Annotated in this window: 17 protein-coding genes; all 17 read right to left on the bottom strand. The window is 38.8% G+C overall.

The features are described from left to right. The 17 genes from ACIP9W_RS04260 to ACIP9W_RS04180 all read right to left on the bottom strand — a co-directional run bounded on the left by ACIP9W_RS04260 (position 1) and on the right by ACIP9W_RS04180 (position 17,094). The gene (locus ACIP9W_RS04260; protein ID WP_400786392.1) at positions 1-996 is read right to left on the bottom strand and encodes a M23 family metallopeptidase; all 996 of its coding nucleotides are present in this window, start codon (positions 994-996) and stop codon (positions 1-3) included. A 489-nt stretch (positions 997-1,485) separates the two neighbouring features. Further along, positions 1,486-2,187 (bottom strand): gamma-glutamyl-gamma-aminobutyrate hydrolase family protein, encoded by a 702-nt coding sequence (locus tag ACIP9W_RS04255; RefSeq protein WP_400786390.1) that lies wholly within the window; start codon positions 2,185-2,187, stop codon positions 1,486-1,488. Between the two features lie 24 nt (positions 2,188-2,211). Then, positions 2,212-3,393 carry a CaiB/BaiF CoA transferase family protein gene (locus ACIP9W_RS04250; RefSeq protein WP_400786388.1) on the bottom strand — a complete coding sequence of 394 codons (1,182 nt, stop codon included), beginning with the start codon at positions 3,391-3,393 and terminating at the stop codon, positions 2,212-2,214. A gap of 19 nt (positions 3,394-3,412) precedes the next feature. Continuing rightward, the gene (locus tag ACIP9W_RS04245; RefSeq protein WP_400786386.1) at positions 3,413-4,834 is read right to left on the bottom strand and encodes an SLC13 family permease; all 1,422 of its coding nucleotides are present in this window, start codon (positions 4,832-4,834) and stop codon (positions 3,413-3,415) included. Between the two features lie 20 nt (positions 4,835-4,854). Then, complete coding sequence (locus tag ACIP9W_RS04240; protein ID WP_400786384.1) at positions 4,855-5,547, bottom strand: class I SAM-dependent methyltransferase; 693 nt, start codon at positions 5,545-5,547, stop codon at positions 4,855-4,857. A gap of 11 nt (positions 5,548-5,558) precedes the next feature. Further along, a complete protein-coding gene (locus tag ACIP9W_RS04235) occupies positions 5,559-6,728 on the bottom strand; it encodes a mandelate racemase/muconate lactonizing enzyme family protein (RefSeq protein ID WP_400786381.1) in 1,170 nt (389 codons plus the stop codon). Between the two features lie 50 nt (positions 6,729-6,778). Further along, positions 6,779-7,651, bottom strand: a complete 873-nt coding sequence (locus tag ACIP9W_RS04230) for an HpcH/HpaI aldolase/citrate lyase family protein (protein WP_400786379.1) — start codon at positions 7,649-7,651, stop codon at positions 6,779-6,781. Positions 7,652-7,690: 39 nt separating this feature from the next. Beyond that, a complete protein-coding gene (locus tag ACIP9W_RS04225) occupies positions 7,691-8,782 on the bottom strand; it encodes a tartrate dehydrogenase (protein WP_400786376.1) in 1,092 nt (363 codons plus the stop codon). A 33-nt stretch (positions 8,783-8,815) separates the two neighbouring features. Then, positions 8,816-9,481, bottom strand: a complete 666-nt coding sequence (locus ACIP9W_RS04220) for a GntR family transcriptional regulator (protein ID WP_282242756.1) — start codon at positions 9,479-9,481, stop codon at positions 8,816-8,818. 10 nt (positions 9,482-9,491) lie between these two features. Then, positions 9,492-10,400, bottom strand: coding sequence for an NAD(P)-dependent oxidoreductase (locus tag ACIP9W_RS04215; RefSeq protein ID WP_400786373.1), 909 nt, complete (start codon positions 10,398-10,400; stop codon positions 9,492-9,494). Between the two features lie 20 nt (positions 10,401-10,420). After that, complete coding sequence (locus tag ACIP9W_RS04210; RefSeq protein ID WP_400786370.1) at positions 10,421-10,969, bottom strand: Fe-S-containing hydro-lyase; 549 nt, start codon at positions 10,967-10,969, stop codon at positions 10,421-10,423. A gap of 225 nt (positions 10,970-11,194) precedes the next feature. Beyond that, complete coding sequence (locus ACIP9W_RS04205; protein ID WP_400786368.1) at positions 11,195-12,040, bottom strand: fumarate hydratase; 846 nt, start codon at positions 12,038-12,040, stop codon at positions 11,195-11,197. 25 nt (positions 12,041-12,065) lie between these two features. Continuing rightward, the gene (locus ACIP9W_RS04200) at positions 12,066-12,560 is read right to left on the bottom strand and encodes a PaaI family thioesterase (protein WP_400786366.1); all 495 of its coding nucleotides are present in this window, start codon (positions 12,558-12,560) and stop codon (positions 12,066-12,068) included. 32 nt (positions 12,561-12,592) lie between these two features. Beyond that, positions 12,593-13,933 carry an MmgE/PrpD family protein gene (locus ACIP9W_RS04195; protein WP_400786364.1) on the bottom strand — a complete coding sequence of 447 codons (1,341 nt, stop codon included), beginning with the start codon at positions 13,931-13,933 and terminating at the stop codon, positions 12,593-12,595. 334 nt (positions 13,934-14,267) lie between these two features. Continuing rightward, positions 14,268-14,654: a 4-carboxymuconolactone decarboxylase gene (gene pcaC, locus ACIP9W_RS04190; RefSeq protein WP_282242762.1), complete on the bottom strand. Its 387-nt coding sequence runs from the start codon at positions 14,652-14,654 to the stop codon at positions 14,268-14,270. Positions 14,655-14,674: 20 nt separating this feature from the next. Beyond that, complete coding sequence (locus ACIP9W_RS04185) at positions 14,675-16,018, bottom strand: MmgE/PrpD family protein (RefSeq protein WP_400786362.1); 1,344 nt, start codon at positions 16,016-16,018, stop codon at positions 14,675-14,677. Between the two features lie 47 nt (positions 16,019-16,065). Further along, the gene (locus tag ACIP9W_RS04180; protein WP_282242764.1) at positions 16,066-17,094 is read right to left on the bottom strand and encodes a DctP family TRAP transporter solute-binding subunit; all 1,029 of its coding nucleotides are present in this window, start codon (positions 17,092-17,094) and stop codon (positions 16,066-16,068) included. Positions 17,095-17,391: the final 297 nt, after the last annotated feature.

The following is a 17,391-nucleotide window of genomic DNA, read 5'->3' as shown; positions in this document are numbered from 1 at the left end:
TTACTTACTTTTCTTACTTTTTTCTTCTCTTTCCCATCTCTTTAAAGAAGGGAAAGGGTCGTATGCCCATTCGACTCGGCCGTTGTATTTGTACATGCCGTAATGTAAGTGAGGTGGGAATTTTCCAGAGGTTCCTTCTTTTCCATAACCCGAGCTTCCAACATACCCAATTATTGTTCCTGGCTCGAGTATATCTCCTTCTTTTAAACCTTCTGTATACCCGGATAAATGAGCATAATAATGGTACGTGTTATTTACGTCTCTAATACCGATCCTCCAGCCACCGTAGTCGTTCCATCCCATTATTTCCACTTTGCCAAAAGTAGTGGATTTCACGGGAACACTATAAGAAGCAAACAAATCAGTACCTTCATGCATTCGTTTACCACCCCAGCCTCTTGAGTCACCCCAAGTACTGCGATAGCTATAATTGTGATTTATAGCAAGTGGAAAGGCACGCGCATCTAAATTTAATGATTCAAACTCCTTGTAAATTTCTGCGTTCGTCATAATTTGTTTAACTGTTTCATCGCGTTTATAATACTCCTTTAGCGCTTTTCCAAAGTCTTTTTCCGTCACTCCAAACTGTATTAAATATTCAGTTAAAGTGTACATCACATCATCATCATTTCCGCGATCTGCCTTACCGTCCTGATTGCCATCTAAGCCATGCCCATTGAAAAAAGCGATCGAATTCAGGTTCGTATCATCTAGCAACGGATTTAGCACACCCGTCCAGTAATCATCGGAAAATTGGATAGCAACAACGCCATCTCGCTTCGGGATATCATTTCTGACTTCCTGTATATTCCGTTCAAACTGATCGATAGCAGCTAGATAATACCAGGGCAAAACGTCACTCGAATATTTTATATAGTACTCCATGCGCTTTTCTAAAATTTGCTCTCTCGATAGTTCTTCAGCAGCAGAAACAGCAGTGGAAAGAAGAAAGACAAAAACACATGTAGAAAACGTCAGTCTAATCCAGCTAATCAAACAAAATACCTCCTTTTTCTATACAGTAGCTTTCCCTCCTGACATCATTTCATGAATAAATAAAACGTGTATTTCTAACAAATTACTGGTTACATTAAGCAGATTAGGAGCAGCTTTTCTTACGTTAGATATAATGAAGTGAACGCTGGAATTTAACACGGAGGCGCACCAAATTTCTAAATTATGTATTTGCAAAATAAATACTTCCAAGAAACGGCAAAGGGCAACCAAACTGTTGAAAACAACCAGTTCTACTCTGAAAGCAATCAAACGACACTTGAGAGCAATTAATAGCAGGCTGAAAGCAACCAAATTACCCTGGAGAGCAATCAATTTGAAAGTCAGGAGATATTTGCATCCGATAAATTCTAGTACATGGTATGACACGACAAAGCCAACCACCAATATCACACACCATAGATTTTAATTATTCCTAAACCCCAAAAAACGACTGCTCTTAAACAGTCGTTTCCCTTAATACGCTAAAATTCACTTCACACAAGCCTCTATAAAACGTTCAAAAATCGCAGCAGAAATCAGATCATCTTTCACCAATAAACTTTCCGGATGCCATTGAATTCCCATAACAAACGGGTGGTCTTTACTTTCAAAAGCTTCAATAATTCCATCGCTAGCAAGTCCGCTCACTAAAAATCCATCTGGAATATTGCGAACTGCTTGATGATGAAAACTATTCACTTTAAACTTTTCTACCTGAGCCACATTACTTAAAATGGTGCCTTCTGTTACATGTACAAAATGAGAAGCATACCAATTTGGTGCTTGTTGGTCGTGCTGTAAAAGTTGCTCGGTTGACTGCGCATATATATCCTGATACATATCTCCGCCAGCGGCAATACTTAAAATTTGAGCTCCCCTACAAATTCCTAAAATAGGCTTATTCTTTTCTAACATTTTTTGAACTAACTGTATTTCAAATACATCTCGCTCTGGTACAATACTTCCTAAACGCGGATGAGGCTCTTCTCCAAACAAAGTCGGATCAATATCGCCACCGCCAGTCAAAAGAAGCCCATCTATCCTATCAACGATTATGTCCACTGCTGCATCCTGCAAATTTGGTAGCACAATGGGAACCCCACCAAAACGAGCGATTGCATGAACATTAGCAGTCGGAACGGAAAGAGCGTCGTCCTTTAAATTCGATGAAACACCAATAATTGGATTCAAATGAATTCTCCTAAACAATTTATTTTATACGGAAATACTGTTTTTCGTAGCTTTTTCCATTACTTTATAGTCAAAGCCTAACTCTTTTAAAATAGCTTCTGTATGTTCTCCCACCGCAGGAATGGGGTTCATAACAGTTTCTATTTCATCAAATGTAACAGGTGGAAGTAATGCCTTTAAATTGCCAACCGGAGACGCAACTTCTCTCCAACGATGTCGAGCCTGTAGCTGAGGATGGTCCATTAATTCGCTCACTGTATTAAGCCGTGCATTTGCTATTTTTGCATCCTCAAGCAGTTCAATAATTTGAGTAGAATCCATCTTTTCAAAAGCATGGTCAATAATAGCCTTTAACGCATTTTTGTTAGATACTCGATTAGAATTATTACTAAAACGAGCATCCTGCGCTAGCTCGCTATCTTTTAGTACATTTTCACAAAAACGAACCCATTCGCGTTCATTTTGAATGCCCATAAAAACTTGTTTTTGATCTCCAGCCGTAAATGGTCCATATGGATAAATGGTAGCATGACTAGCTCCCGTTCTTTTTGGTTCTATCTCACCGTAGCCCGCATAATACAGTGGATAGCCCATCCATTCTGCCAGCGCCTCTAGCATCGATACTTCTAAAATAGCACCTTTACCAGTTTTACTTCGAGCAATGATCGCAGTTAAAATCCCCGTATATGCATACATACCCGCAGCAATATCTGCAATCGATATACCCGATTTAGATGGCGTGTCTTCCGTTCCAGTAACCGAAACTAAACCAGCCTCACACTGTATTAGTAAATCATATGCTTTCTTATCCATATAAGGACCTGAAGAACCATAGCCTGAAATCCCACAAATGATGAGCTGCGGATATTTTTCTTTTAACTCCGCCGCACTGAAACCAAGTCGATCTACAGCACCTGGCGCCAAATTTTGAATAAACACATCTGCATTTGCTAATAATTTATCTAAAACTTCTTTTGCTTCCTCTTGTTTTAAATCGAGTGTAATAGACTCTTTGGAACGATTAATCCAGACGAAATGACTAGCCATTCCTTTGACCGTTTTATCATAATTTCGTGCGAAGTCACCAGTTTCTGGTCTTTCCACTTTAATAACACGCGCTCCTAAGTCTGCAAGCTGCCTTGTAGCAAAAGGTGCTGCCACAGCCTGCTCCAACGATACTATAGTTATCCCTTCTAAAGGTAACATACGATTTCCTCCTTACTTACTAGATTAGTCCAATCCATCTCCACCACGTAGCTGCAACAACTACGGTTGCAATTATCGTGATGATTGTTGCATATAAGCCCGGCTTTAAAAAATCTCTCTGCTCAATCATTCCAGTACTATGGACAAGCAGATTGGACATAGATTCCACGACAAACATAAATCCAAAAACACATGTAAGCCCTGTTGCAAAACCAATAGCTAATGGATCTACCCCTGCATTCTGCGCAACACTTATAATGATAGGAACCAGTACAACTACTGCCGTGGAAACGTTCGAAATCATTTTATGAAATAGCTGAGCCATCAAAATAACGATGAATACAGCTAATAATGGATTTTGAATAAGCTCCATAAACGAAGGTACACTTAAATAATCACTGATTGTATCCGCCGCACCAGAATCGACAAATGTATACCCCATCGACAAAGTCACACTTAATAATAAAATCGTATTGTAATTGATTTTAATAACCGATTCCCAATCGGCAATTCCGATTTTCGGCAATGTCATCAGTACAACTCCTATTAACGCTGGGATGCTTGGGTGCATTCCATGAACTGGCTCTGTTAACCAAAGCATAACGATAAAAAATAGAATGATCATACAAATGATTTCTTGTCTGTTCACTGGACCTAGTTCTTCTAATTTAATTTGCATCTGCTCTTCAATCTTTGGAAAGTATTGTTGCTCTTTCGGCAATGGGAATACTTTCAACAAGAGAATCCATATAGCAGGTATTAATATAAACCATAATGGAAACGTATAAAAAAACCATTGAAAATACGTTATGCTAACCCCGGCAAAGCGATTAAGAATTTCCACTGTTAATATATTTCCAATTGCCGCAGTCATTACTGCTGATCCACTTATGACCCCACCGAACGCAACGCCTAGCATAATCATTTTCCTAAAGTTACTTCCTGGTTTTGCCCCTACGGTCGAGATAATCATTGTGGAAACCGGTACTACTAAAGCGGTACGGACAGCAGTGGATGGTATAAAGAAAGATTGAATTTGTTGGATAATAATAACACTGCCCAACAACCCTTTTGCACTGCTTCCCCACTTTTTCAAAATCATGTACGTCATACGCTTGATCAAAGAAGTATCATTTACAGCGGTTGCAAGCATCATCCCAGCAACAATTAAATAAGTTGCAGGTGAAGCAAATCCACTGAAAATAACGGACGAATCTGCAATATTAAAAACAAGCATAAGCAATAAAATGATCAACCCAGTAAGCCCTATAGGAATAGGCTCCAACGACCATAAAATAATTCCAAACGTGATAATACTAGTCATCAGTTTGGCAGCGGTTGAAAATGTATCAGGTAACAAAAAAAACATGAATAGGAATCCGGCAATAGCCAAAGAAATATATGCATAGATTTTAAAATCTTTATTTTTAACTATTTTCATGCCACCATATCATTCCTTCTTTATAAAGCATGACAGATCCAACCGCCAAAATGATTCGTTTTAAAAAAGTTTGCAATTCTGTGGAAACCCGCTTCTACTAACAATTCCCTCAGTTTTTCCTCAGAAATTGAAAACTCCGTTAATGTACCCTTCATTAATTCTTCCACTTTTTCTTTTGGTAGTTTAGTTGTATCGAGCCAATAATTTTTCCATAGAGTGACAAGTTCTTTAAACTCTGGGCTAGTTGGGTCACCAAACTTACTGACGAGCACAAACGGAGCACCGGGATTTAGATGAGATCTTACCTTCTTTAACAGTGCCAGCTTATCCTCTACATTAGGTATAAAGTGAAGAACGAGAATACAAGTTGCTGCATCAAATACTTGGTCAATTGGAACATCTTCTATTGTCCCATTGATCAGTTCGACACGATTATCCATTTCCATTTGCTCCGCTTTCTTTTTAGCAACTTCTAGCATATCCTTTGATGGATCAACTGCCGTAAAATTCCATCCACTATTTGTAGGGCCGAATGCTTTTAGTTCATTTCCTCCTCCACCACCAAGTATAAGGAGGGAAGCATTTTCTTCTAGGTTAGCGCGTAGAAATGTCTGCGAAAGCCGGAGCATCGGATCATAGGTTGGAAGTGTCCGTCTTACTCCCTTGTCATACTCAGTTGCAATGTCACTATCGAACTCCATTTTCTTAGCCATAATTGAACCCCCTACTTCCCAATACTTAATAGTAGATTGTATAATTCAGACTTTTCTTCAAAGCCGATACCTGGAGCATCTGGTAGCCTGACATAACCGTTTTCCACGGCGAAATTATCCGCAAACCCTCCAAATGGCTCAAATACACCTGGATAGGATTCATTTCCATGGAGCGCTAATCCGGCTGCAATATTTAAAGACATTTGATGCCCTCCGTGAGGAATACAACGTCTAGAAGACCAACCGTGCTCTTTCAGCATATCGAGAATTCGTAAATACTCCACTAACCCATAGCTAAGCGCACAGTCAAATTGAAGGAAGTCTTTTTCTGGATTCATGCCGGCATACCGGATTAAATTCGTTGCATCTTGTAGGGAAAATAGGTTCTCCCCTGTTGCAATTGCATGTGGATAACGCTTAGAAAGCTCCGCTTGCAAATGAAAATCCAGTGGATCACCAGCTTCTTCATACCAAATAAGTTCATAGTCTTTGATCTTTTCCCCAAATTCGATTGCGTATTCCAAGTCAAAGCGGCCATTTGCATCTACCATCAACCCGCTTCCTTGCGGTAAAATATCTAGTACAGCTTCTATACGTTTTAAATCCTCCTTTAAAGAAGCGCCGCCAACTTTCATTTTCACATCTTTATAGCCTAATGCTAAATAACCTTTCATCTCATCTTGTAGTTCCTTCAATCCTTTATCAGGGAAATAGTAACCACCCGCTGCGTAAATGTATACTTGCTCATCCACTTCGCCATTACCATATCTTTCCGCTAGTAACTGGTACAAAGGTTTTCCTTCTATTTTGGCTACCGCATCCCAAATAGCCATATCGATCACTCCAACAGCAACCGTGCGTTCCCCGTGACCACCCGGTTTTTCATTGGCCATAATAATGGCATGTATTTTATGTGGATCAAAATTAGTTCCATCATCGGTGACTATATCTTTTGCATCTGCTTCTAGTAATCTAGGAATAAATCGTTCATTCAGTAATGCTGTAGGAGCATACCGTCCGTTCGAGTTAAATCCATAACCGACAACTGGCTTTCCGTCTTTGATAACGTCTGTTGTAATCGCTATGGCAGATGCGGTCATTTTACTAAAATCAATATAAGCATTTCTTATTGGACTACTAATTGGTACTGTCTTTACATCTACTTTCGTTATTTTCAACATATTCACTCCTATTGTTTTTCAAAATTCAGACTCGTATATGCGTAAAAGAATTAAGATATGGGAGACTCTACTTCCTGCTTAAAATAAAATAGTAGACGCTTTGCTTTTTTGTAGACAGGATAATCTACCATTTGGTTATTTACCGCTATAGATGCCACTCCATTTTCTTCTGCCTCTTCAAATGCTTTCACAATGGCCATTGCATTCGAAATCTCTTGTTCTGATGGTGAAAATAGTTGGTTGATTATTTGTATTTGCTTCGGATGAATGATTAACTTTGCTTTAAAACCAAGCTGTCTAGCAATCTTCGCTTCATTTTCAAAACCTGCTGCATCATTGAAATCCGCAAAGACAGTATCGATAGGTGCCTCAATACCAGCTGCCCTGGAAGCTATGACAATTTGAGAACGGGCAAATAAAAGCTCCATCCCACTTGCTGAGAGTTCGCAGCCAATGTCTAACGAAAAATCGATCGAACCAAAAGCCATTTTGGAAATCATCTCATCCGCAGCTGCAATAGCGTACACAAATTGGACTCCTTTTGCTGTTTCGATTAAAGGAATTACTTGAAAAGCAGAAGAGGATTCTGTGGTAGCTTCTCGGACTTTCTGACAAACAAGTCTTATATTCTGCTCGCTTTCCGATTTAGGAACGACTACTCCTGCTGCACCATTTGCTACCGCACAGATCAAATCTTCTTCCCAAAAAGAAGTTTCACAATCGTTAATTCTTACGAAAATCTCTTTATCCTTGCTAAACCTTATTAAGGATTCTTTCACTGCTTCTCTTGCTTTTTCTTTTTCAGCTAATGCGACTGCATCCTCTAAATCGAGAATGATACAATCTGCATCAGATGCAATCGCTTTTTTAATCATGTCCTTGTTAGTCCCAGGTACAAATAAATAGGATCTTGCTAGATTCATTATTTTTCCCCTCATTTACTCGATTGGTTATTGGATACATTAATTCGTTACACTATTAAGTACGCCACTTTTAGCTTTTTCTTCTATGTTGGCAATAATGGCATCCGTTACTTCTGTAATAGTAGATTTACCACCAATATCAGGAGTTTTAATACCTGCATGCAATGTATCTTCAATTGCCTCTAACACGAGTGCTCCCAGCTCTTCCTCTCCTAAATGATCCAACATCATTTTCGCCGTCCAAATTTGACCAATTGGATTTGCAATTCCTTTTCCGTAAATATCAGGAGCAGAGCCGTGGACTGGTTCAAACATGGAAGGATATTTGCCATTTAGATTTATATTGGCAGCAGGTGCAATTCCAATACTGCCCATAATTGCCCCACCTATATCACTTAAAATATCTCCAAAAAGATTACTAGCTACTACTACATCCATGGTCTGTGGTTTGGTGATGAAAAACGCAGATAATGCATCAATATGAATATTTTGCATCTGAACGTCCGAGTATTTTTGAGCTATTTCCGACAAGACCTCATCCCAAAATGGCATGGAATGGACAATTCCATTCGATTTTGTAGCACTAGTTAAGTGTCCACTTCTTTTTCGAGCTAGCTCAAATGCATATTCCATCACGCGAGAAACACCTTTTTTCGTAAAAACAGCATTTTGCACAACAATCTCATCAATGCCATTATGGACTCTACCACCACTACTACTGTATTCACCCTCACTATTCTCTCTAACTATAATCATGTCAAAATCCTGTGGATTGGATAAAGGCGATACCATTCCTTTTAATAGTTTTGCAGGTCGTACATTGATTACCTGTTCAAATTCTCTACGGATTTTTAATAATAGTCCCCCTAAGGAAATATGATCCTTTACAACCGCCGGGTCTCCAATCGCTCCTAAAAAGATCGCATCACTTTGACTTAGTAAATCTAACGCATTATCTGGCATCATTTTTCCGTGCTCCACATAATACTGAGAGCTCCATGGATATTGCGTATAATTGAATGTTAATCCTCCGTGAATATTTGCAACTGTATCTAATACACGTAACGCTTCTGGTACAACCTCTTTTCCAATCCCATCTCCAGGAATGACGGATAACTCAATTTTTTTCATCGTAAAACTCCTCTCTCTTTTTGTTTGATTAATTCAGTTTTTATTGATCATTTTTATTAAATTTTCTTTTGTCCGATTAATATGCTTTTCCATCACTTCTCTTAATCTAACTGCATCTTTTTCTTTAATATATTTCACCATCAGTCGGTGCTCCTCGTGGGAATCCGAAAGATGTTTTGCAAGTAAACTTGGTGTATACTGCGGAACACCCTGCCACAATGTATGGATAAATCCCTTGATTCTTCTTCCTGGAGAAGCCTCTATAATAATTTGATGAAATTCTTTATTTAGCTGCATATATAATTCCATTTCACTTTCCGTATGCTTTAAGTTCAGCATTTTTTCGTATAGGTATTCTAATTCCTTTATATCTTCTTCCTCTAAAAATGGAAGAGATTGAACTGCCACTTCCCCTTCTAGCATCTGTCTAAGGCGATAAATTTCTTCGATGTCTTCGATCGAGATAGGGGTAACGATAGCACCTCGTCTTGGCTCAATACGAACTAACCCTTCCACTTCTAACTGTCTTAACGCTTCGCGAAGAGGCATTCTGCTGACCCCAAGTTTTTGAGCCCATTCTTCTTGCATAAGCCGGTCACCCATCTTGAATTCACCTTTTAGTATTAAATCTCTTAGTTTGGTCGTTACTTTGGATTGTAAAGTGGCTCTATCTTGTTCCGTTAATTTGAAATTTTCCATATTACACTCCCTATCTAGTTGCAGATATACTCTTTTCTCTTATTTCCACATCGAACATTTCTTCAATTAGTTTGACAATGGCTGTATGGTCCTCGTTCCCTTTTCCGTTCGCCCACGCTTGTTTCCATAATTGAAAAGAGGCACTTGATATAAACATAGGTACTTTTTCTTCCTCTGCCATATTCATGGCAATTTTTAAATCTTTCACCATTAAATCGAGCGTAAACCCTACCTCGAAGTTTCTCGTTAACACTTGGGTCGGAAATTTAAAATCACTGGAAAAACTTCTTCCTGTACTAGAATTGATAACATCCAACATTTTAGCTGGGTCCAATCCTAGTTTTACACCAAGGGCCATTGCTTCGCCTGTTGCTGCTAACGTCGTGGCCGAAATCATATTGTTTAATGCTTTAATCGTATGACCCGCCCCAATTTCTCCTACATGAATAATGTTCTGTCCAATATGGCTTAAGAACGGTTTAACTTCTTCAAAATGGGCCGCTTCTCCGCCAACCATTATGGACAATGTTCCATCTTCCGCTTTCTTCACCCCTCCACTTACAGGAGCATCGATCATTCGCAATCCTTCCGCTGATAACATGGCATGTAATTCCTTCGTGACAGAAGGGATGGAGGTGGTCATATCTATTAATAGACTGTTCGGTCGCAGGCCTTTCATCAAGCCTTCTTGTCCCGTCAAAATTTCCTTAACGATAAAGACATTAGGTAGAACCGTGATCACATATGAAAACTTCGATGCTAAATCTGCTGGGCTATCTGCTTCTGTTGCCCCTAAACCGACTAAAGCTTGGACAAAATCTTTATTTACATCGAAAACGCCGACTTCCACACCTTGCTTTAATAGCCTTGTTGCTATTCTACCTCCCATATTACCTAAACCAATAATCCCTACTCTCATAATTTCAATCCCTTCTATATTTATGATTTATATTGAGCTACACCCTCTTGGTAAACATCTCCCCCGTGTGCATCATTAAGGACAAACACAGGAAAATTCTCAATCGTTAACTTCCTAATGGCTTCTGTCCCTAAATCTTCATAAGCAATTACTTCGGAGGATTTAATCGAACGAGCAATCAATGCGGCGGCTCCACCGACTGCACCAAAATAGACCGCCTTATGCTTAATCATTGCTTGCTTCACTTCTTCACTCCGATATCCCTTCCCAATCATTCCCTTTAAACCAACTTCGAGTAGTCTTGGTGTATACAAATCCATTCTTCCGCTAGTCGTTGGTCCGGCTGAACCGATAACCATTCCAGGCTTTGCTGGAGTCGGACCTACATAATAAATAACTTGATTGGACAGATCGATTGGAAAAGGAATTCCTTCTTTTTCTTGTTCAATCATTCGCTTGTGCGCCGCATCTCTAGCTGCATAAACTACACCAGATAGCAGGACACGGTCACCTGCTTTTAAGGCAATAAGATCTGCTTCTTGTAATGGTAGATTTATCTTTTTTTGCACTGTTTGCTCTCCTTAAAATCAAATTTGCCTTGGCGTATTTGCGTCCGGATTTTTATCGAGCTCGCTTGATAAATTCCTCTAAAAAATCCGTGGCATCCACCGGAGGTATTAACTTTATTCAGCAGGGATTTGCGGATCGCTACTGACTTTGTTTTCATCTCACCACTTATAGAAGTGAAAAATTCTGCTCCTGCGTAACCCTGTCGCAAAAAAACATTTGCTTAATTAAGTTAAAGTGATGGTTTGATGTCGGCTGGCATGGCAGTTCAGATTAACTGCAACTGGCAATGCGGCGATATGGCAGGATTCAACCTCCACTTTCACATCAAGTGCTGTTGTACTTCCCCCCATCCCTTGGGGACCGATACCTAGTCGATTAATCTCGGACATCAGTTCTTCTTCTAGTTCGGAGACAACAGGGTCTTCATGACGAACACCTAAAGGTCGAAACAATGATTTTTTCGCCAAGTAAGCACAGCGCTCAAAGTTACCACCAATTCCAACACCTACTACTAGAGGAGGGCATGCATTGGGTCCAGCTTCTTTTACGATTGAGAGAATATATTTTTTCACTCCTTCAATCCCGTCTGAAGGTTTTAACATTTTCAGGTCACTCATATTTTCTGCACCTCCACCTTTTGCAGTCATATGTATCGTTATACTGTCTCCCTCCACTAAGTCGATATGAACGATGGCTGGTGTATTATCCCCTGTATTTTTGCGATTCAATGGATTATAAATAATAGAATTTCGTAAATAACCTTCTCCGTATCCCTTTTTGACTCCTTCATTGATCGCATCGACCAAGCTTCCTCCCACAATATGACAGTCTTGACCTACTTCCACGATAAAGACAGCTGTTCCGGTATCTTGACACATGGGAACTTGTTCGGCTTTAGCAATATCCGCATTTTCGATTAACTGAGAAATTACTTCTTTTCCTATTTCTGATTGCTCGGTTTGTAGCGCTAGTTTAAAAGCAGAATAAACATCTTCCCCCAAATTGTAATTCGATTTCTTGCATATCTCTGCAACTTGTTCCACGATATGTTCATAATGGATTTTTTTCATCTACCATCCTACTTTCTCCTTTTTTCTAACGCACAATATAAAAGGTCCCAAGTGCCTTTGCTATTAAAATTCCTGTATCATCTTTAATATCACATTCAGAAACTACTGTTGTCTTTCCTTGATAAAGGATAGAGGGAATTGCGATCAAACGAGCTCCTTGTCCCTTTTTGATAAAATTCACTTTTAATTCTAATGTGAAAACCTTTTCTCCTTCTTCTAACGATTTTAAAATTTGAAAGCCAATGGCAACGTCAGCTAATGTGTAAATGGACCCTCCCTGTGCAACACCATATGTATTCTCATTTTGAATTCCTAATTTCATTTCGGTTGTGCCATCATCCTTTTGCTCGATGCCTAGAAATCTTCCTAAAAAATGCATAGGAATTTTTGTTTCCGCCTGTTCGGTAGAGGAAGCTTGATAAAGAGACAGCAAATAGGAAATCTGATTTAGTTCATCATCATTCAAGTTTTTTAGTTTATCTTGTATCATATTGATTTGTTCGATTTTATTAGATTCCATCCTATTTCTCCCTCTTTATCTAGCATCTTTTATTAGAATTGAGCCATTAAAGCTTCCGTATTCTCCATTAACTCTAGTGCTAGAATATCTCGTATAATCTGTTCTTTTTTTGTAGCAGCAATGTTGTTCGTCATACTTGTAAACTTCTCGACCAATTCTTCTGAAGTCACCGCGTTTTCTGGGTCGCCTTTTGGAAAATCAGATTGTTTATGAATCGTTTCTCCATCTGCTAAAGTCACTTCCACTGTAGCACCCCATTGTTCTGGATAATTTGCATTAATATCTGGATCAATACTGACCTTGACCTTTTTCAATAATTGACGGATTTGATCGTCCCATAAATTTGATTCATTAAAATCAACCAAACCTGCACTACCTGTTAAAATGGCTAATGCCGAACAAAATTGCAAACTAAATTTAGCTGCATACTCGGTAGCAGGGTCATCATTATCGGTTATATCAATCGCTGCTTTATAGGATTGAACCGTTATAGACTCTATTTCTTCTAAGCTAGGTTTGCGTTCCTTAAAGACCTCGATCAATAAATCAATTGCATGATGTGTATGGCGACAGGATGCATGAATCTTAAAGGAATTCTCTAGAATTTTGAATTGTTTACCTAATCCTTCTGTTATTTTGGAGGCATCATATTGCTCACTCATCGCCTTGAAGAAACCACGATCACCTTCTAAGATTTTCGTTGGGCCAGTAAAACCTTTTTGTGCTAAAAGTGCGGCTAGAAGTCCATTCATCGCTGCTTTTCCAGAATGTAATTGCTTGGTCATCGCCCCATCAATTATAAATTCCCATAACCCAGCCGCTTGTGTACCTGCATTTCCTAACGCAAAAACCATTTCTTCTTCCGTTAAGTTCAGTAATTTGGCAGCTGCAATTGCAGCCCCAAACGTTCCACATGTCGCTGTATTATGCCAATAATAGTAGTGAGACGGGGAAACTGCTTCACCAATTCTAAAGCAAACTTCATAACCAATAACGACTGCAGTTATTAAGTCTTTACCAGACAGTTTCTTCCACTCGGCTACCGCAAGAGCTGCCGGAATAACAACGGTAGCTGCATGGATAATAGACCCTTTGTGAATATCATCCAGCTCTACTATATGACTCGCAGCTCCATTCAAGAGTGCTGCGTTGACAGCTGATGATTTCCCTCCAGTAAAAAGAGTCGCTTGTTCCGAACCACCCATCTCTTCCACTAGTTCGCTGATCATCTTAATCGGTACTTTATTAGAACCAGCGATAGCAGAACCAAAATAATCTAAAATACAAAGCTTTGTAAACTCTACAACCGCGGGTGGCAGTTCTTCATAGGTTAATGCTTGACTGTATTTAGCTAACTCTCTACTTAAATCCATGTATCAAGTCTCCTTTACGGAATATAAGGTGCATCTTGAGGGTCCACTCTATTGTGTTTCGAAGCTTTCCCTCAAGATTTCCTGACATGTTTAGTGCAATGTACAATAGGTTTTAATCAAAATTGCTGAAATCGCAAGGTATACCCCACTAATCGCAAGATACATTACTAGAATCGCAAGGTATACTCTACTAATCGCAAGATGCATCACTAGAATCGCAAAGTATACTCCACTAATCGCAAGATTCCCTTTTGCCATAATCTATGTTTGTTCTACTCTCACTGAGTAGCGTGAAGTCTTGTATTTTGTATCCAAAAGAAAACTTCAAATTTTTTTAGTTCTCTTCTTTATCCATTTCATCAAAAACTTCTTTTGCTGTTCTGAAACTATCAATCGCTGCCGGCACTCCGCAGTAAATCGCTGTCTGTAAAAATACTTCTTGAATTTCTTCTTTTGTTAGACCATTATTGATAGCCCCTCGTACATGGAGTTTTAACTCATGCGGTCTATTTAATGCAGTGATCATTGCAAGATTTAACATACTTCTAGTTTTCTTGGGTAGGCCAGGTCTTGCCCAGATTTCTCCCCAACAATACTCTGTTACCAATTCTTGCATCGGCATATTAAACGCTGTTGCATTTTGAATGGAACTGTCTACGTACTCCGCTCCGAGTACACTTCTTCGAATTTCTAAGCCTATATCAAATTTTTCTTTGTTCATGAACCATTCTCCTCACCTTTTTATTTGGATAACACTTCGCTCTTTTTATTGGAATGAATCAACTCATCAATGGAAGGGTACTCATCTAAATGTAATAGAATCTTCGCCATCTGAGCGGTGCTAGATTTCCCTAAGATGTCTTCTACGAGACTATTAAATTTTGTTAAGAGTTCCTCTTCTAACATAGGGTTTTGGATACTTCCCTTTGCATGCTCTACTTTATGTGTTAGTTCAGATCCATCTTTTAAGATGGCCTTCACTTCAACCTCTTCTTCTTTTATCGCTTCATCGACTGTTATGCTTATTTTCTTTTGCATTGCGATGATTTTTTCATCTTTTACTTTCTCATCTGTGTATTGTTTTTCACTCGCATCACCATCTAAAAAGGCAATAGCAGCTGTGAAAAATACACTAAACTTGCCTTCTAAACCTGTTTGCGGGGTTTCTTTTCCAGTCAGTTCAAGTACATAAGGATTAACTTTTAGTTCGATCGATTTCAGGTCCTCCAGTGACACATTCTTATGCAAGTAAATACATGCATCAATAGAAGGATGCAAGACAATGCCGCAAGCGTATGGTTTAAAACTATTTTTCAATAGCTCCCAGTCTTTTCCCCAATTGATATTTACTTTTTCTAAATCGTGCTCCGGTGCCAGTACATTGGCAAAGCCTCGTTTTGCTTCTAAAATCTTTTCAGAACTAGTAAATCCTTTTTTAGCTAGTAAAGCAGCAAGCAATCCATTTTGTGCAGCCTTTCCTGGATGGAATGGTTTTGTCATGGTGCCGAAAACTTCTCTTAAACCTGAGGCTTGTGTCCCAGCAATACCTAATGCCCAAAGCATTTGTTCCTGATCCAGCTTTAGTAGAATTCCCGCTGCAATCGCTGCGCCAAAAACACCAGTTGAACTTGTAATATGCCAGCCTAGCTGATAATGGCTTGGATAAACAGCGTTTGCAATTCTTAGTTCTGCTTCGCACCCTAGAATAAAAGCGTGTAATATCTCTTTTCCACTTAAACCTAAATGCTCTCCTAAAGCTAAAACTACTGGAGCAATTGGACCACTTGGATGGTGAATCGTATCTAAGTGGGTATCGTCGTAGTCGAATATGTGGGATGATGTTCCATTTATTAATGCAGCCATTAATAAATCAACCTTTTCTTCCCTTCCGAAAATGGAAACTTGCTCTGCAGTTTTTAATTCTTTTGATAACTCTAGTAATATATCAATAGAGGGATGGGTAGAAGCTCCTGCTGCTACACCCATCCAATTTAACAAGCTTCTTTTCCCATGGAGTATTACTTCTTGTGGAATCTGATCATAGGAAGTTGACAAACAATGATTCACTAATGTTTTCGTTACCATCTTATTCCGCCTTTTTACACGGCCTTATTGTCAGGTCGATTTAGTTTTTATTTTCCTGCATTTCTTGCTGCTTCAATTACATCCGCACCGATTTCATCCTCATATTCTTCATAAATAGGCTCTAGAACTTTTCGGAATTCTTCAATTTGCTCTGGCGTTAATTCAACAATTTCTACATTGCCTCTTTCTTTAATCGTTTCTAGTGCTTTTTCATTTAGACTTTTTGCTTCTGCACGTGCCACTTCCGTACCTGCTGCCAATCCACCTTCTACTATTGCTTTTGTCGCGTCATTCATGCTGTCCCAGAATTTTGTGTTTGTAAACACAGCATAGTCCACGCGTGTATGGTTCATAACTGTCATATACTTTTGAACTTCGTCGAATTTTTTCGATTCAATATTACTAAATGTGTTTTCTTGTCCGTCTACTACCCCTTGGTCAAGTGCAGTGTAAAGTTCTCCAAAAGGAATCGACTCAGAACCTGCTCCAAGTGCCGTGTACATAGATTCTAATACTTGCCCACCTTGCGTACGGAATTTTAAGCCTTTTAAATCCGCAGGTGAACTAATTGCGTGTTTACCGTTCGTTAAATGTTTTCCACCATTTGGCCACATAGATAACCCAAGAACACCATCATCTTTAAGACTTCCTAAAACTTCCTGTCCTTTTTCTCCATCCCAGAATGCAATCGCTTCGTCATCATCAGCAAATGCAAATGGAAGTGCAGGAACATTGAATTGTGGATTGTTTCCAACGAATTTTGTTAAGTCAGGTGCGATAAATTGAATATTATTTGCTACTAAGTTTTGGTATTCATCTTGATCTCCGAATAGGGAGCTATTTGGATAGATTTCTACTTTAATCTTGCCATCAGATTCTTTTTCAATATATTCTTTCATAGCTAGAGCACCTTGGTGCTTTGGCGTATTTTCTGCAACAACGTGAGAGAATTTAATCTTTAGTTCTTGAACCCCATCTCCACTTGCACCAGACACAGCAACTTTTTCATCACTTTGACAAGCTGCTAATACGAATATAGATAGAACAAATAATAAAAATATAGATAACCTTTTCACAAAAATCCCCCTTATTTTTTAGTGTTAAGACAATAATTTCGAGTATTGCATCTTAGTTGAAAGGGCTTTCAAACAAGCTACTTCATTTTAATTCTGCACACCACGCTTTCTTATTAACTTTTGTAAAGATTTAATAAGAGTTGTCTTACATGTTATGAATCTTGTTTATTGGATACAACTCAAGTAACAAATTATCACAACAAAAAAACAATGTAAAGAAAAATTAAAATATTTAGTATATTCTGCATTAAGGTATTGTTTTTTGAATATTCCTATATTATTATTGGTTTGTAATCC

Origin of the sequence: Psychrobacillus sp. NPDC093180, assembly GCF_044754065.1 — a bacterium.
Lineage (GTDB): Bacteria > Bacillota > Bacilli > Bacillales_A > Planococcaceae > Psychrobacillus.
This window is presented reverse-complemented; position numbering and strand designations above follow the sequence as displayed.

Coding starts and splice junctions, on each gene's coding strand:
- ACIP9W_RS04245 (WP_400786386.1), bottom strand. CDS start 4,834: ATGAAAATAGTTAAAAATAAAGATTTTAAAATCTATGCATATATTTCT.
- ACIP9W_RS04230 (WP_400786379.1), bottom strand. CDS start 7,651: ATGAATCTAGCAAGATCCTATTTATTTGTACCTGGGACTAACAAGGAC.
- ACIP9W_RS04185 (WP_400786362.1), bottom strand. CDS start 16,018: ATGGTAACGAAAACATTAGTGAATCATTGTTTGTCAACTTCCTATGAT.
- ACIP9W_RS04225 (WP_400786376.1), bottom strand. CDS start 8,782: ATGAAAAAAATTGAGTTATCCGTCATTCCTGGAGATGGGATTGGAAAA.
- ACIP9W_RS04195 (WP_400786364.1), bottom strand. CDS start 13,933: ATGGATTTAAGTAGAGAGTTAGCTAAATACAGTCAAGCATTAACCTAT.
- ACIP9W_RS04235 (WP_400786381.1), bottom strand. CDS start 6,728: ATGTTGAAAATAACGAAAGTAGATGTAAAGACAGTACCAATTAGTAGT.
- pcaC (WP_282242762.1), bottom strand. CDS start 14,654: ATGAACAAAGAAAAATTTGATATAGGCTTAGAAATTCGAAGAAGTGTA.
- ACIP9W_RS04240 (WP_400786384.1), bottom strand. CDS start 5,547: ATGGCTAAGAAAATGGAGTTCGATAGTGACATTGCAACTGAGTATGAC.
- ACIP9W_RS04220 (WP_282242756.1), bottom strand. CDS start 9,481: ATGGAAAATTTCAAATTAACGGAACAAGATAGAGCCACTTTACAATCC.
- ACIP9W_RS04215 (WP_400786373.1), bottom strand. CDS start 10,400: ATGAGAGTAGGGATTATTGGTTTAGGTAATATGGGAGGTAGAATAGCA.
- ACIP9W_RS04205 (WP_400786368.1), bottom strand. CDS start 12,040: ATGAAAAAAATCCATTATGAACATATCGTGGAACAAGTTGCAGAGATA.
- ACIP9W_RS04250 (WP_400786388.1), bottom strand. CDS start 3,393: ATGTTACCTTTAGAAGGGATAACTATAGTATCGTTGGAGCAGGCTGTG.
- ACIP9W_RS04200 (WP_400786366.1), bottom strand. CDS start 12,560: ATGGAATCTAATAAAATCGAACAAATCAATATGATACAAGATAAACTA.